This window comes from Burkholderia cepacia (assembly GCF_001039005.1).
In the GTDB taxonomy this organism is placed as follows: domain Bacteria; phylum Pseudomonadota; class Gammaproteobacteria; order Burkholderiales; family Burkholderiaceae; genus Burkholderia; species Burkholderia theae.
The window spans coordinates 1-13,306 of sequence record NZ_LDWR01000014.1 but is presented as its reverse complement, the minus strand read 5'-3'; the positions used below and the strand labels follow the sequence as shown (position 1 = coordinate 13,306).

At 68.0% G+C, this 13,306-nt stretch carries 15 protein-coding genes; 1 reads left to right on the top strand and 14 read right to left on the bottom strand.

Annotated features, from left to right (window positions below; all coding sequences use genetic code 11):
• Window positions 1–10: 10 nt before the first annotated feature.
• Window positions 11–220, bottom strand: coding sequence for an MbtH family protein (locus VL15_RS08415; RefSeq protein ID WP_048244827.1), 210 nt, complete (start codon window positions 218–220; stop codon window positions 11–13).
• A gap of 330 nt (window positions 221–550) precedes the next feature.
• Here VL15_RS08415 and VL15_RS08410 point away from each other — a divergent pair, with 330 nt between their 5' ends.
• The gene (locus VL15_RS08410; protein WP_048244824.1) at window positions 551–1,351 is read left to right on the top strand and encodes a thioesterase II family protein; all 801 of its coding nucleotides are present in this window, start codon (window positions 551–553) and stop codon (window positions 1,349–1,351) included.
• Between the two features lie 93 nt (window positions 1,352–1,444).
• Here VL15_RS08410 and VL15_RS08405 read toward each other — a convergent pair whose 3' ends face one another.
• The 13 genes from VL15_RS08405 to VL15_RS42645 form a co-directional block, all read right to left on the bottom strand.
• Entirely contained in the window at window positions 1,445–2,008 is a 564-nt protein-coding gene (locus tag VL15_RS08405) for a GNAT family N-acetyltransferase (protein ID WP_048244822.1), read from the bottom strand.
• A gap of 9 nt (window positions 2,009–2,017) precedes the next feature.
• Entirely contained in the window at window positions 2,018–2,887 is an 870-nt protein-coding gene (locus VL15_RS08400; RefSeq protein ID WP_048244820.1) for a hypothetical protein, read from the bottom strand.
• A gap of 47 nt (window positions 2,888–2,934) precedes the next feature.
• Window positions 2,935–4,107, bottom strand: a complete 1,173-nt coding sequence (locus VL15_RS08395) for a citrate/2-methylcitrate synthase (protein WP_048244818.1) — start codon at window positions 4,105–4,107, stop codon at window positions 2,935–2,937.
• Window positions 4,108–4,120: 13 nt separating this feature from the next.
• Complete coding sequence (locus VL15_RS08390; RefSeq protein ID WP_048244816.1) at window positions 4,121–4,792, bottom strand: class I SAM-dependent methyltransferase; 672 nt, start codon at window positions 4,790–4,792, stop codon at window positions 4,121–4,123.
• 44 nt (window positions 4,793–4,836) lie between these two features.
• A complete protein-coding gene (locus VL15_RS08385; protein WP_048244814.1) occupies window positions 4,837–6,282 on the bottom strand; it encodes an MATE family efflux transporter in 1,446 nt (481 codons plus the stop codon).
• Window positions 6,272–7,510 carry a hypothetical protein gene (locus VL15_RS08380; RefSeq protein ID WP_048244812.1) on the bottom strand — a complete coding sequence of 413 codons (1,239 nt, stop codon included), beginning with the start codon at window positions 7,508–7,510 and terminating at the stop codon, window positions 6,272–6,274. Before VL15_RS08380 ends, VL15_RS08385 begins: the two co-directional genes overlap by 11 nt.
• 25 nt (window positions 7,511–7,535) lie before the next feature.
• Window positions 7,536–9,008, bottom strand: coding sequence for an AMP-binding protein (locus VL15_RS08375; RefSeq protein WP_048244810.1), 1,473 nt, complete (start codon window positions 9,006–9,008; stop codon window positions 7,536–7,538).
• A complete protein-coding gene (locus VL15_RS08370) occupies window positions 9,005–10,279 on the bottom strand; it encodes a beta-ketoacyl-[acyl-carrier-protein] synthase family protein (protein WP_048244808.1) in 1,275 nt (424 codons plus the stop codon). The genes VL15_RS08375 and VL15_RS08370 overlap by 4 nt, the downstream gene beginning before the upstream one ends.
• Window positions 10,276–11,373, bottom strand: coding sequence for a beta-ketoacyl synthase N-terminal-like domain-containing protein (locus VL15_RS08365; RefSeq protein WP_048244806.1), 1,098 nt, complete (start codon window positions 11,371–11,373; stop codon window positions 10,276–10,278). Before VL15_RS08365 ends, VL15_RS08370 begins: the two co-directional genes overlap by 4 nt.
• Window positions 11,374–11,463: 90 nt before the next feature.
• Entirely contained in the window at window positions 11,464–11,820 is a 357-nt protein-coding gene (locus tag VL15_RS08360; protein WP_048244804.1) for an acyl carrier protein, read from the bottom strand.
• Between the two features lie 25 nt (window positions 11,821–11,845).
• The gene (locus tag VL15_RS08355; RefSeq protein WP_048244802.1) at window positions 11,846–12,574 is read right to left on the bottom strand and encodes an SDR family NAD(P)-dependent oxidoreductase; all 729 of its coding nucleotides are present in this window, start codon (window positions 12,572–12,574) and stop codon (window positions 11,846–11,848) included.
• Window positions 12,571–12,939, bottom strand: coding sequence for a hotdog fold domain-containing protein (locus VL15_RS08350; protein WP_230684405.1), 369 nt, complete (start codon window positions 12,937–12,939; stop codon window positions 12,571–12,573). The genes VL15_RS08355 and VL15_RS08350 overlap by 4 nt, the downstream gene beginning before the upstream one ends.
• A partial coding sequence (locus tag VL15_RS42645; RefSeq protein WP_048244799.1) for a hypothetical protein occupies window positions 12,939–13,306 on the bottom strand: 368 nt, incomplete at its 5' end. The genes VL15_RS42645 and VL15_RS08350, both read right to left, overlap by 1 nt.

The window sequence follows — 13,306 nt, the reverse complement described above, 5'->3', positions numbered from 1 at the left end:
GCGTCGACAGTCAGGCCGGCAGCGCGGCCCGCACGCTCAATGGCCGCATGTCGGTCCAGTTGGCGTTGATCCATTCGAGACAGGCGTCCCGGGTTCCCGACGGGCCCGCCGCGCGCCAGCCTTCCGGCACATGCTTGTCGTCCGGCCAGATCGCGTATTGTTCCTCGTGATTGACGACCACCTTGAATACGGCATCGTTTTGCGGCGTTTCGGCTTCCATGTCTCTCTCGTTTCAATAATCGATCACGCGTGTCGCACGCATCAAATAATTCGATATTTCGACAAAAACAGCCCGCCCGTCCGCGCCTGGCAACGATGCAAGTATTTTGAAATCGAAGCCGGCAGACTTTACCATAAGCCATCTAGAATTAATTACATTTCTATTGCATGAAAATTGAATAAATCATAAGCGCCGGCATCCAATAATCCCGATCATTGTTTCATAAATATGCTAACCGACAGAAAGTGATCCGCCTCTTCAGTTAAATTGATAATCGGTTTAATTGTTTGAAATTTTTATAGTCGGTTCTTTAAAGCGGAGTCTCGAAGCATGCCCTTGCTACCCAGTACCCTCACCATTCCGCTCGCGCGCCCGACGGCGCGGCACCGGCTGCTGGTGTTCCATCATGCGTGTGGCGCGGCGGCCAATTACTACCGATGGGGAGCGTCGTTCCCGGACGACATCGAGGTATGGCTGATCGAACTGCCCGGTCGCGGCAGGAGCCTGGGCACGCGCGCGATCGACACGCTGCCCGAACTGATCGACTTCCTGCGGGCCCTCCGGCCGCTGCTGCCGCGCGACTATTCGGTGTTCGGCCACAGCATGGGGGCGCTGATCGCGTACTGTTTCGCGCGGGACATGACGCAACTGGGGCATCCGCCCGTCTGGCTCGGCGCCTCCGGCACCGATGCGCCGTTCTACCCGCATCGCCACGCGCGGCGCGACGGCGCACCGGTTCACCTACGCAATGACGCGGAGATCGTCGACTATGTCGTGTCGCTCGGCGGCACGCCGCGCGAAGTGGTCGAACACGACGCGCTCCGGGCGATGCTGCTGAAGCTGGCCAAGGCGGATTTTCGTGTGGTCGACGAGTTCTTTCCGCTGCCGTCCGCAACGGCGCTGCCCTGCCCCGTCACGGTCTTCTCGGGCCGCGACGACACGTTGCTGAGCCCAGCCGGGCAGCGTGACTGGTTGCGCGCGTCGCGGCACCCGGTCAGCTTCCGCGAGTTCGACGGCGGGCACTTCCATCTATTGGAAAACCCGGCCGGCGTTCAGCACGCGATCGGCCAGGCGTTGGCCGATGCGGGGCGGTGCGACACCGCCGTGAGCGCGATGCCGTCGCTGATGTAGCGGCCGGTGGCGTGGCGGCGGGTTGCGTGGGGAGACGGCGCCCGTTAGCCGCTTCGAGCGTGCCCCACCTTTCGCGCCCTGCCCGGCTCACGGTCAGTGGCCAGCCATCCGATAACGAAAATACTGCTTGTCGACCCACTCGACGCCGTGCCGCCCGTCGCTCAGCATGTCGTTTCGCACCCGCACCGATCCGAACGGTTCGAACCCGAGCCGCAGGTAGAGCCGGTGCGCGGCGGCCGCATTGCCGTTGCTGCGCACGATGACGTCACGGTAGCCGGGCGCGGCCTCCTCGACACAGCGCCGCACCAGCGCTTCGCCGAGCCCGCGTGCGCGCCAGCTCGGCGCGACCGCCAGTTCCGCGATCGACAGCACGGGCCCGTCGCCGAGCGTCGAGCGCAGCGACGCCGGCAATTTGCGGTCGTAGCACGAATCGGCCGACAACAGGAAACCAGCCAGCGCGTCGCCGGTCACCCACAGATGGCAGCGCGCGGCATGCTCGCGGAACAGCCGGTAGATCCAGCCCCGTTCCGCGGCCTCGTCGAGATAGTGCCCGGCGTAGGCCCCGGTCGTGAAAGCCTCCATGTAAAGCGCGAGCACCTGCCGCTCCCATGCGTGGAACAGACCGATCCCGCCCGTGCGCATCTCGCATCCCGTCATCGCGCCCGCCTACCGGTCGAGCTGGTATGCAGTGCTCACCAGCAGCGACGAGCACAACGTGGCCAGCTTCGCGAGCGGCAGCCCGGCTGGATCGAACCCATAGTTCGGATAGAAATACTGGCCGAGCCCCTGCACTTGCCGCTCGATCACGATCACGCGGCGATCGCGCGGCGCCGTCTCGATGATCCGCTCGACGATCTCCGTCTTGTTCTCGATGTGGATCGACAGGATGACGATGTCGCACGCGCCGTAGTCGTAGGCCGCGCCATCCGCGTGGACCATCTCGATCGCGTCGCGGCGATAGCGCGCCGGATGCAGTGCGCACAGATGATCGACGAAACGCTCGCCGGTTCGTAGCGATTCCTCGCTGAGATCCAGCCCGACGATGCGCGCGCCGCTGAACGACTGCATGAACAGGAGCGAAAGCGGCATCCCGCCGGATCCGACCATCGCCACCGTCGAATCCGGGCACATGTCCGACAGGAATATCTCGGTCCGCGCGAGCAGCCGGTAAATCTCCGCGTAGTACTCCTTGATGATCAGGAGCAGCCCCTCGCTCGACGGCCCCGCGCGCAACACGTCGCTCATCTGCCGCTCGAAGCGGACCTCGTTGTCGAGCGACAGCGCCTGAAAGCGCTTCATGTAGTCGCGCACCGTCGCGTCGCGCAGGAAGCATTCCGTCTCGTGCGCATCGAGCACGGGCGACAGCAGGTAGTTGCGGATCAGCAGCGTCTTCGCGAAACAGGCGCGCAGATCGTGCCGGTCCGGCGACACGAACATCTCGTCTATCCAGCGATGAATCTGGGTCTTCACAAAGTCGATACGGCGCTGGGTATCGTTGGCCGCGCAATGCGGCGCGAGCGGCAGGTTGGTCAGCATGTCGGTGTCGATCCAATCTCGGGTTGTGGGGCGCCGGCGGGCCGGCGTCAGATCCATGCCTTCGGCAGCGCGGCGAGGCGTTCGCGCGCCATCGGGCGAGTCTGGCCGAATGGCGGGTGCGCTTTCTTCTGCAATGCGTGCGTGAGCATCGTCGGCATCCGGGCAAACAGGAACACCGGCGTGGCGAGCGCGGCGGGCACGCCGAGTTCGAGCAGGATCGCCGCGGCGGCCGCATCGATGTTCGGCGGCAGGCCGCGCACGTCCTGCATCGTGTCGCACACTGCCCGATACGCGTCGAACGCCGCCCCGCCGACACCCAGCCGCGCCGCGTGGCGCTCGAGCGCGGCGGGCCGCGGGTCGCGCTCGAGCAGCGGGTGGCCGAAACCCGGAATCCGGTCGCCCGCGCACACGCGCTCGGCGACGCAATCGCGAATCTCGGCGGACGTCTTGCCGACGAGGCGCGCGAGAAAGCGCGTCGCGTCGCTGCAGGCGCCCACGTGCGCGGGGCCACTGCCCGTCAAGCCCGCGATCAGGTTCAAGTCCACGCTCGCGTAGGTGCTGGCCGAGAAGCGCGGCAGCGCGATGGTCGGCGCGACGAGGCCGAAGCCGCCGTGCAGTGCAACCAGCAGAACATCGAACAGGCGGGCCTGCGCGTCGCGGGACGCATCGCCGCCCAGGCAGTCCAGCACCGCCGCGCTGAAGCCACGCGCGGCGCCTGTCGCGGGCGTCCGGGCCGCCGTCTCGCGGGACACCTCGCGCCACACCGACAGCAGGCGCGGCAACGCGGCGACGATGCCCAGGCCCGTCGCGATCTCGGCGCCCTGCCCGATGCCGCGCAACGCTTCGGGCAACGCGACCGGCCGCGCGGGCGGCCCGTCGGCGAGCCCGGCCGCGACGGCCGCCGCGAGAAACACCTCGGGTCGGCGCTGGCGGCGCGCCAGCTGCGCGGCAAGCAGGCCATCCTCGGGCGCGCCGTCGTCAGCCAGCCTGGCCGCGAGCGCGCGATCGAGCGCGCGCGCGTCGGCGGCGTCCGGCATCCGGCCCGTGAGCACGTGCAGGATCGCGGCGGTGAAATCGACGGACTCGATCAGTTGCAGCAGATCGACACCCCGCACGGTGAGCCGGTCGGGCGCGATCGACACCGCGTCGATCTCGCATTCGTCGCGCGCGGCGCGCGGCCGGACAGCCTCCCGCGCCGGCAGGTCAGGGGCGAGTCGCATCGGCGGGCCTCGCTTACTGCCGCGCCGGCTTCGCGATCAGCACCTCGAAGCCGATCGCGAGCATCCCCGATCCCTTCGACACTTGCGCATACTCGCCGATACCGGCTTCGCGCAGCTGCTCGATCGACTCCGCAACCGTGAACTTGCCTTCGAGATGGACCGGATGGACGTTCGCGGCCGCGCGCCGCTCGTTGAAGAACGCGAGCGCCTCCGGATCGGGATCGCTGCAGGGCTCGTGAATCAGCGCGAATCCGCCGGGCGCGAGCGTGCGGAAGATCTCGCGGTACGCGCCGACAGGATCGGCCCAGTGATGCACGACCGAGCGGCCGATCACCGCGACGAACGTCGCGTCGTCGAACGGCAGCGCGTGCACGTCGCCCGCGCGGATTTCGATGCGCTCGCCCAGCCCTTCCGCGCGCACGTTCTGCTCGGCGCGCTGCACCATGTCGTCGTAATAGTCGACCCCGACGAAGCCCAGCGGCGCGAGCGACGGGACGCGGGCCAGTTCGATCAGGGTACGCGCGGTGCCGGTGCCGACATCGAGCAACCGGCCCGACGCGATGTGCCGCTGCGCGAGTTCGTGCTCGACGCGTTGCACGAGATTGCGGTTCCATTCGAGCGTGAACGCGTCGACGTAATGATCGTAGGTGTCGGCGTTGACTTCGGCGGGGGTGTTGGTACGCATGCAGGTCTCCAGTCGTGAGGTCGAGGGGTAAGGCAGTCGCGGATTCATCCGACGGCGTGGCGCGCGCCGGCCGGTGCGGCGTCGGGTGCCGCGCCGAGCCTGCGCATGAGCCGCAGGAAGATCGTCAGGTACACCGTCTGGCGCACGACGCTCACGCCCGCCAGCAGCGCGAACAGCTGCGTGAGCGCGAGATGATGCGTGACGCCGAGATAGATCGCGCCCGGGGTGACGATCCAGGAAAAGAACAGGCCGAGCGCCATCGCGCGCGCCGGGCGTTCGAGGATCTGGAAGCAGCCCGTCACGAGGTTCGTCAGCAGATAGCTGAAGACGAACAGCGGCACATAGTCGAGCAGCGCGCTCGCGACGGCGATCACGCCGGCATCGGATGCGAGAAAGCGCAGCGCGAGCGTGCGCAGCAGGAAGAACGCGATGCTGATCGCGGCCGTGAACAGCACACCCAGCAGCATCACCGACTGCAGCGCCGCGCGGGACGGCGCCCGGCTGCGCACGAGATGGCCGATCCGGATCATGAAGACCATGCTCAAGCCCTTGATCAGGATGAAGCCGATTGTCATCAGCTCGAAGCCGATGCCGTAGCCGCCGATCGCGCGCACGCCGTAACGGGCGATCATCGAATAGACGGCCGTGTTCGCAAGGAAGGTCAGCGTCTCGAGCGCGGCCGACGGTACGAAGATCCGCAGCAGCCGGCGCTGCGTCGGCCATTCCACGCCGGGGCGCGGCAACGCGACCTGCTCGCGGCGCAGCCGGGGGCGGATGCACCTGACACACCAGCCGAGGTACAGGCTCTTGGTGATCCACGAAGTCAGCGCGAGGCCGAACAGCTGCAGCGTCGGATGCTGGCCGAACAGCCCGAACACGAGCAGCGGGTCGAGCAGGTTGTTGATCACGCCGCACACGATGCTGATGCGCGCGGGCGACTTGGTGTCGCCATACGTGCGCATCGCCGCCGAAAGCGCGGTGCTGAGCAGCGTGAGCGGGAAGCTGCCGATGACGAGCGCGTAGTAGCCGAACATGCGGTCGCCGTGGAACTGACCGCCGGAAATGAACATCATCAGCGGCGCCCGCGTGCCGATCAACGCCAGCACGACCAGCACGCCGATCCCGCCCGCGAACATCAGGCTTTGCACGAACAACCGGCCCTGGTCCGTACGGGGCGCCTTGGCGAACACCGCGACGAACGATTCCTCGAAGCTCTTGCTGAGGAGGAACATGAAGGTGACGACGCTGCCGTTGACGAGCGCGAGCAGCGCCATGTCCTCGGCCGGCAGGTCGCGGATCCAGCGATAGTCGAACAGCGTCATGCAGTAGCCCGCGATCGACGACAGCACCATCGGATAGAGCATCAGCCAGGTCGCACGCACCTCGGCCGCGAACTGCCGCATGCGTTCGGCCCGCGACGCACCCGACGCGACGGGCGTGGCGGGCGTGGCGGGCGTGGCGGGCGTGGCGGTAGCGCGATCATCGGACATGAGCGTGCCTCTCGTCGATCAGGCGCGGCAGCTTCTGGCGCGCCGAGAAGCGCAACGCATCGCGGCCGACCACGTCGAGGCGGCCCTCGCCCTTGTCGATGCACTCGCGCACGTCCTCGATCTCGAGCAGCGCGCCGGCGAGCCGTGGCGCGAGCGGTGCGAGTTCGTCGTCGGCCAGGTCGACCGCGACCTGCAGGCAATCGCGCCCCTGCGCGTCGGCGCCCAGACGGAACTGGCAATCGAGCGGCCGGCCGGCGCACGCCACGAGCCGATCGGCGAGCAGCGCGACGCTGACGAGATTGCCCGCGAACTTGAAGCGCTGGTCCGCGCGGCCCTGCAGCACGACGACCGACCCTGCCTCACCGCACGCGCAGCGCACCGACGGCCCGATGCGCACGCGATCGCCGATCCGGTAGCGGAGCATCGCGAGGCCCGGGTTCGCGCGGCTCGTCACGAGCAGCTGGCCGTCCTCCTCCTCGAGGAAGAACCAGTCGTCGAGCACGTGGTAATGCCCGTCATCGCAGCGCGGGGTGTGATAGCCGAGAAAGCCCGTTTCGGTGGTGCCGTACAGTCCGAAGAATTCGGCATTGCGCCAGCACCGCCGCACGATCTCGCGCTTGCGCCCGGGGAATGCCTCGCCCGTGTAGAGGATCTTCGTCACGTCGAGGTCGACGCCGTGCGCGTCGAGCAGGCGCAGGCATTGCAGCACGCTCGTCGGCGTGCCGACCAGGACGTTGGGACGGGTGCGGCCGATCAGGTTCAGCATCGCGGGCAGATCGGCGCCGTAGGCGTCCAGCCGCCCGATCGGCAGCACGTTCGCACCGATCGCTTCCAGCAGCCGGTTCACGCCGTCGTACAGCGTGGAAAAGCCGCCGGCGGTGAACAGGTTCGCCACCCGGTCGGTCGGCGCGAACACCCGGCCCGCCAGCGCGTTCGCGAGCGCCCGGCCGTAGGTCGCATCGGGACGCTTGCGCCCTGTCGCGCTGAGCAGCAGCTTGGCTTCGCCGCTCGTGCCCGACGTGGTGTAGAACGTCGCGCCGGCGAGACCGTCGTGATCGAGGCGCTCCAGCACGCGCCGTGTCAGGTCGTCCGCGGTCTCGATCGCGACCTGCGTGCGGAACGCCGCGTAGCTGGCCACGCCCGCCGGCAGCAGGCGCGCATAGTGGGCATCGTACGAAAGCGCTTCGCTCACGGCGGAGGAATCGAAGCGGGTCGTGCGGTCGGACATCGTGGGCTCCAGGTTCAGGCGGCAGTCATGCGCTTTCGCGCAGGAGACGCAATGAGATCTTCCCCGTGCTGGTGACGGGAAGGTCGTCGACGAACCGCACGTCGGCGATACGCGGATACAGCGGAAAGGCGGCCCGGTAGCGGCTCAGGATCCTCGCCGTGAAATCCACGTCCGCACAGGCCGGCGACGGACGGGGCACGACGAACACGGTCAGCGCGCCAGTCTGCGGATCGGCGAGAAAATAGCTTTTCGCGATGTCGTCGAACGCATCGAAGTGCTGGTGCAGCAGGCTGACGTTGATGAGCCGGCCATTGCACTTGACCGTCTCGTCCTTGCGACCGACCCAGAACACGATGCCGTCGTCGCGGCGAAACACGAGGTCGCCGGATTCGAGCGTCGTGAATCGCTGAAGACTGCCGTCGGGCAGCAGATAGCCATGCATCGCGTACGGCGTGCGGTAATGCAGATGGCCGGTCTCGCCGGGCGCGCACGGCCGGCCCTGCGCGTCGACGATCCACAGCTCGATGCGTGGATCGATCGGGCGGCCCGGCGCGACGACGCCCTCGAAGCAGTACGAATCCAGGCGCGGCAGGTCGTCCGGCGTGAGCGGCAGCGCGAAGATCCGCGGCCCGGACTCCGTCTGGCCGAAGTTGTTCCAGACGCACGCGCCGAGCGCGAGCAGGCGGCGCACCTGCGCCGCGTAGATGCGGTCGGAAGCATTCAGCACGACGATTCCGTCGAAACGCATGCCGGGCGTCGCCTCGGCCAGTTCGCACACGCGCTCGGCAATGCTGCGGATCAGCGGCGCGAAGCGGATCCGGCCGCTGCAGAGGTAACCGAGCACCTCGTGCGCGGTCAGCGACGGCCGTTCGAGCCAGACGGTCGCGCCGGCCAGCAAGCCGCTCATCATCGTCGAGAAGCCGTACATGTAGTGCGTCGGGAACATGCACAGCACGCCGTCGCCGGGCTGCACGCCCAGATAGCGGCCGACCGCCAGCGCGTTCTCGACGAGTTGCGCCTCATCGTAGACGACCAGCTTGGGCGCGCTCGTCGTGCCCGACGTCATGAAGACGATCTGCGCGCGCGGCGCGTCGGCGTCGGCGTCGGCCCACGCGGCGGCGTCGCGCCCCGTCTCTTCGGCATCGGCCGCCGCCGGGTCGAGCACGACAACCGGCAGCCCGTCGCAGGCGATCGACCGGGTCGCGACCACCGCGATTGCATCGAGCCGGTATTGGCGCAGCGCGGCGGACAGCATCCTCGGGTCGCACAGGACGATCCGGCAGCCGAGCGTCGACGCGAGCAGCGTGAACAGGAAATAGTCGAACCCCGAGAATCCGACCGCGATCAGACGGCTGCGCCCGCGCAGGTGCGGTTCCAGGTCGCCGAGCGCCCGCCGGGCAGCACGCAGCCGCGCGCGCAGGTCCCCGGCGGTCAGGCGCGCGCCATGCAACACGATCTGCCAGTTCGCATCGCGGGCAAGCAGCGACGCGAACTTCATGCGGCCGCTCCTTCCAGCACGAGCGAGGCGGCGAGCCCGCCCATGCCGAACGAGTTCTTGAGCACGCGCCGCGCGTCGCTCGGCGTCGCCGTGCGCACCACGTTGACGGGACACTCCGGCGCCTGCTCGTCGAGATTGACGGTCGCGGGAATGAAGTGCTCACGCAGCCCGATCACGGTGTTCAGCACCTCCATCGCACCCGCCGTCGCGATCAGGTGGCCGTGCTGCGACTTGTTGGCGGTGACGGGCATCTCGGGCCGCATCGGGAAGATCGCGCGGATCGCCTCGGACTCGTGCTTGTCGTTGAGCACCGTCGACGTGCCGTGCGCGTTGACGTAGTCGATATCGGCCGGCGCGCACCCCGCGTCGTCCAGCGCACGCTGCATCGCGAGCCGCATCTCGAGCGACTGCAGGTGCGGAATCACGATGTGCTCGGCGGCCAGACTCGCACCATAGCCGGCAACGCGCGCGAGCGGCGTGTCGCCGCGGGCGCGCACGGCCGATTCGCGTTCGATCAGGAACAGCACCGCGCCTTCCGCGAGCACGAAGCCCGAGCGACGCACGTCGAACGGCCGCGAACGATGCCGGGGGTCGAGGTTCAGGTCGGTCGAGATCACGTCGAGCGATTCGAGTCTCGCGAGGTTGAGCGGATTGACCTTGCCGGATACGCCGCCGACGATGGCCGCGTCGACACGCCCCTGGCGCAGCGCGAGCATGCCCATCCCGATCGCCTGCAGCGACGCCGAGCACAGGCCTACATGCGCAAGCGCGCATCCGCTGAACGGGATGTGGCGATGGATCGCTCCGAACACGGAGGTCGCGTCGCCGCTCACGAATTCGCTCATGCGCATGTGCGATACGAGCACCTGGATCAGCGCGTCGCGCGATTTGTCGCCGTTGACCTTGTCGACGAGCTCGAGCGCGCTCTGCACGTCGGTAGCCGGCACGTCGACGCCGACCAGGCAGCCGATGCGTTCGGGCGCGTAGTCGCGCGCGACGAACGGTGCCTGCGCGAGCAGGCGCGCGGCGGCGAGATCGCCGTACAGCTGTTCGGCCGAGATCCGCCGCGCCGACGGCCAGCGCACCCGTTCGTTACCTTCCTCGGGTACGCCCGCATGCTGGGTCGTATAGGTCGAGCAATCGAACTTCTCGATCCTGCGAATGCCCGAGCGGCCTTCGCGCAGCGCGGCGTGGAGCGCGTCGTAGCTGCCGCCGAGCGGCGTGACAGCGCCGAATGCGCTGATCACGATTGCGTCCGATCGCGGCTTCATCGCCTCACCCCGCTCAGTTTGCGCACGAGGATCGCGCCGAGGCCCGACGACACGCCGATGCCGTTGACCAGCACGGGCGCGCCGACGGGAATGGCCGGGTCCGCGATCGCCAGGACCAGGTCGATCAGGTTGTTCGCCCGCCCGGTGTAGCCGACGTGCGGCTTGTACGCGTGCATCACGGCATTCGGCCATGCGTTCTGCACGGCGTTGCGCTCGGCCTTGCCCAGCGAGGGTTCGCCGTTCTGGTACAGCACGACGTGCGGCACGCCGAGCGCGGCCTCGCCCGGAAAGCGGGCGAACAGCCTCGACCAGTCGCCGCTCGACACGGACGTATCGGGCTTGTACAGCGAATGGACGTCGAGTACCTGCGCGCAGGGCGCGCGCCCCTCGCGCGGCGCACCTTCGACGACCACGCCGACGGCCCCGAACGCGGGGATGATGCCGACCGGGTGCGACGCGGTGCGCAGCAGGCCCATCTTCTCGAACGCGCCGACGTTGTCGGGCGCCGTCATGTCGCCGACGGCCGCGATGATCGCGCGGTCGATCGCGCCGCCCTCGATCTGCCGGTGCGCCTCCTCGAGCGCGCACAGGCTGGTCAGCGACATCCGCTGCAGCGGATAACCTTCGCCGCGCAGTTCGAACAGCTTCGAGATCTGGTACAGCGCATTGGTGGTCAGCAGGCGCAGCATGTCGAGCGGATTCAGGTGCGCCTTGACCTCGCCGAAGTACCCGCAGCTATCGACACCGCGACGCTCGTGCAACGGCGCGAGCACGGCCATCGTCGCATCCTCGCCCTCGACGCCGGTGAACACCGCGAACCGCTCGCGCTCTTCGGCCGTGTAGGGCCGGACAGCCGACGCCGCGTCGAACGCCTCGGCGGCGACTTGCAGCGCGAGACGCGAACTCGGATTCAGCAGCGAACGGTCCTCGCGCGCCATGCGCTGAACGAGCGGGAACGGCAAGTTGACGCGCGCGTAGTCGCCGGGCTTCGCTGCCGGCGCGAGCGGTTCGCGCTCGGCAAAGTCGACGTCCAGCAGCGACGCGATGTCCGGAAAGGCGGCCGTCGCGATGCCGAGGCCGGTGATGTACGACATGGCAAGTCCCCATTCACGTAAGTCGGGAATCGATCGGGTGCGAGACGCCGCGCGGCGCGGCGCCCCTGCGATGCGGCGGGAACGCGCCGGTCAGCTGAACTGCGCGATGCGGCGCTCGATGTAGTTCACCGAGAAGTGCTCGTAGAGATCCTGCAGGCTGCATTTCTCGTGGCCGTTCCAGCTCATCACGTCGCACACCTGCTGCCAGCCGGCATCGGTCCATTCGGTGCCGGTGTGGCATTGCGGATCGAGCAGCATCCGGTTGAACGGCCACAGGTTTTCGAGGCTGATGCGGTTGTCCACCTTGTCCTTGAGCTCGTAGCACAGGTCGACGTAGTCGATCGAGCTCATGTTCAGCTCGCGAAACAGCGACGCGGAGTCGGCCACCTGCTCGGGACCGCTCAGATAGAGGATTTGCGCGACGATGTTCTTGATGTCTTCCTTCATGATCCACTCTCCTTGAGTCTCTGGGTCAGCCACTGATGTTTTCGCCGTTGCCGAGATCGAGCACGCTTCCGGTCGTTTCGAGCGAGCCGTTCGCGAGCAGAAGCACCGCACGCGCAACCTGGTCGGGCTCGAGGATCTTCCGCATCGGAATCTGGCGATAGAACGCCGCCGCGTCCTGCGACGCGAGAAAACGATCGAACAGGTCCGAGCGCACGAATCCAGGCGCGACCGCGTTGACGCGCACGTTGAAGCGCGCCATCTCGAGCGCGAGCGTTTTCGTGAAACGCTCGATCGCCGCCTTCGACGCGCCGTACGCGCCGTTACCGACCTTCGGCTTGCGCGCGGCGATCGACGACACGTTGACGATCGCCCCGCGCCGGCGTGCCTGCATCCCTTCTCCGAACGCATGGCAGAACGCCATCGTCGCGCCGAGGTTGATCCGTAACGTTTCCCAGTAGCGGGAGAACGAGTTGCCGAGCAGCATCGCGTCGTCGTTGATGCCCGCGTTGTTCACGAGCACGTCGACGGCCGCCTGTGCGTTCACGCGGTCGGCGAACGCCTGTACGGCTGCCCAGTCGCCACCGTCGACGCGAAAGCCCCGCGCGGCGCCGTCGTATGTGCGCTCCAGCGTCCCGGCCAGCTCGGGATTCGATCGATAGGTGAAGTAGACGGCATGGCCGTCGGCGATCAGCGCATCGACGATCGCGCGCCCGATCCCGCGGGTGCCGCCCGTGACAATCGCAAGTTTCGTCATGCGTGGTGCTCCCAGCTGAGAATGCCGTCCATCACGCTTTGGCCGTCCGCATTGCGCAGCTCGACGTGCGCGGTGGTGCGCGCGCCCTCCTGTTGCAGGCTCCGCAGGCGCGCGCTCAGGCGCTCGCCCGGCCGTACCGGGCAGATGAAGCTGACCTTGCGCAGCGTGAGCGGCGGGTGCGGGCGGTCCGCCGCGAAACCGAGCGCGTCGAACAGCATCGCGATCGCGAGGCTCAGGCTGAACGAGCCGGGCAGCACGGGAAATTGCTCGAAGTGCTCGTCGAAGAGCGGTGCGGCACTCGCCACGTCGATCACGCCGAAGTGTTCGCCGGCGATCGTGGGCGCCGGCGTCGCGGTGGCGGCCATCACGGCCGTTCTCCCGGCGCGGCGGACGCGGGCCGGCGAGCCGGCATCAGCGCGACGAACACGGTGCCCGACGCGACGGCCGGATACATGCCGGCGTCGGCGTCGCGCGCCGCTACCTCGACACGATATCCATCGCCGTGTTTCGCGACGGTGCCGGCCAGCGCGAGCCGCGGATAACCGTCGACGTGGCTCAGCGTCAGTTCACGCAGTTGCGCCGGCACCATCAGCGCCGGCTCGCCGTGCATCGCGCGCGCCGCCTTGACCGCGAACTGATGCAGCGCTTCGATGACAAGGAGCGCCGGCCGCGCGCTCGACCAGTCGCGATACCGTCGCGGATCGGCGTCGCCCGCGAAGCGCGCGGGATCGG

Excerpts from the sequence above, each read along its gene's own strand:
- VL15_RS08390 (WP_048244816.1), bottom strand. The coding sequence starts at position 4,792 with ATGCGTACCAACACCCCCGCCGAAGTCAACGCCGACACCTACGATCAT.
- VL15_RS08375 (WP_048244810.1), bottom strand. The coding sequence starts at position 9,008 with ATGAAGTTCGCGTCGCTGCTTGCCCGCGATGCGAACTGGCAGATCGTG.
- VL15_RS08360 (WP_048244804.1), bottom strand. The coding sequence starts at position 11,820 with ATGAAGGAAGACATCAAGAACATCGTCGCGCAAATCCTCTATCTGAGC.
- VL15_RS08400 (WP_048244820.1), bottom strand. The coding sequence starts at position 2,887 with ATGCTGACCAACCTGCCGCTCGCGCCGCATTGCGCGGCCAACGATACC.
- VL15_RS08415 (WP_048244827.1), bottom strand. The coding sequence starts at position 220 with ATGGAAGCCGAAACGCCGCAAAACGATGCCGTATTCAAGGTGGTCGTC.
- VL15_RS08380 (WP_048244812.1), bottom strand. The coding sequence starts at position 7,510 with ATGTCCGACCGCACGACCCGCTTCGATTCCTCCGCCGTGAGCGAAGCG.
- VL15_RS08395 (WP_048244818.1), bottom strand. The coding sequence starts at position 4,107 with ATGCGACTCGCCCCTGACCTGCCGGCGCGGGAGGCTGTCCGGCCGCGC.
- VL15_RS08410 (WP_048244824.1), top strand. The coding sequence starts at position 551 with ATGCCCTTGCTACCCAGTACCCTCACCATTCCGCTCGCGCGCCCGACG.
- VL15_RS08365 (WP_048244806.1), bottom strand. The coding sequence starts at position 11,373 with ATGTCGTACATCACCGGCCTCGGCATCGCGACGGCCGCCTTTCCGGAC.
- VL15_RS08405 (WP_048244822.1), bottom strand. The coding sequence starts at position 2,008 with ATGACGGGATGCGAGATGCGCACGGGCGGGATCGGTCTGTTCCACGCA.
- VL15_RS08350 (WP_230684405.1), bottom strand. The coding sequence starts at position 12,939 with ATGGCCGCCACCGCGACGCCGGCGCCCACGATCGCCGGCGAACACTTC.
- VL15_RS08385 (WP_048244814.1), bottom strand. The coding sequence starts at position 6,282 with ATGTCCGATGATCGCGCTACCGCCACGCCCGCCACGCCCGCCACGCCC.
- VL15_RS08355 (WP_048244802.1), bottom strand. The coding sequence starts at position 12,574 with ATGACGAAACTTGCGATTGTCACGGGCGGCACCCGCGGGATCGGGCGC.
- VL15_RS08370 (WP_048244808.1), bottom strand. The coding sequence starts at position 10,279 with ATGAAGCCGCGATCGGACGCAATCGTGATCAGCGCATTCGGCGCTGTC.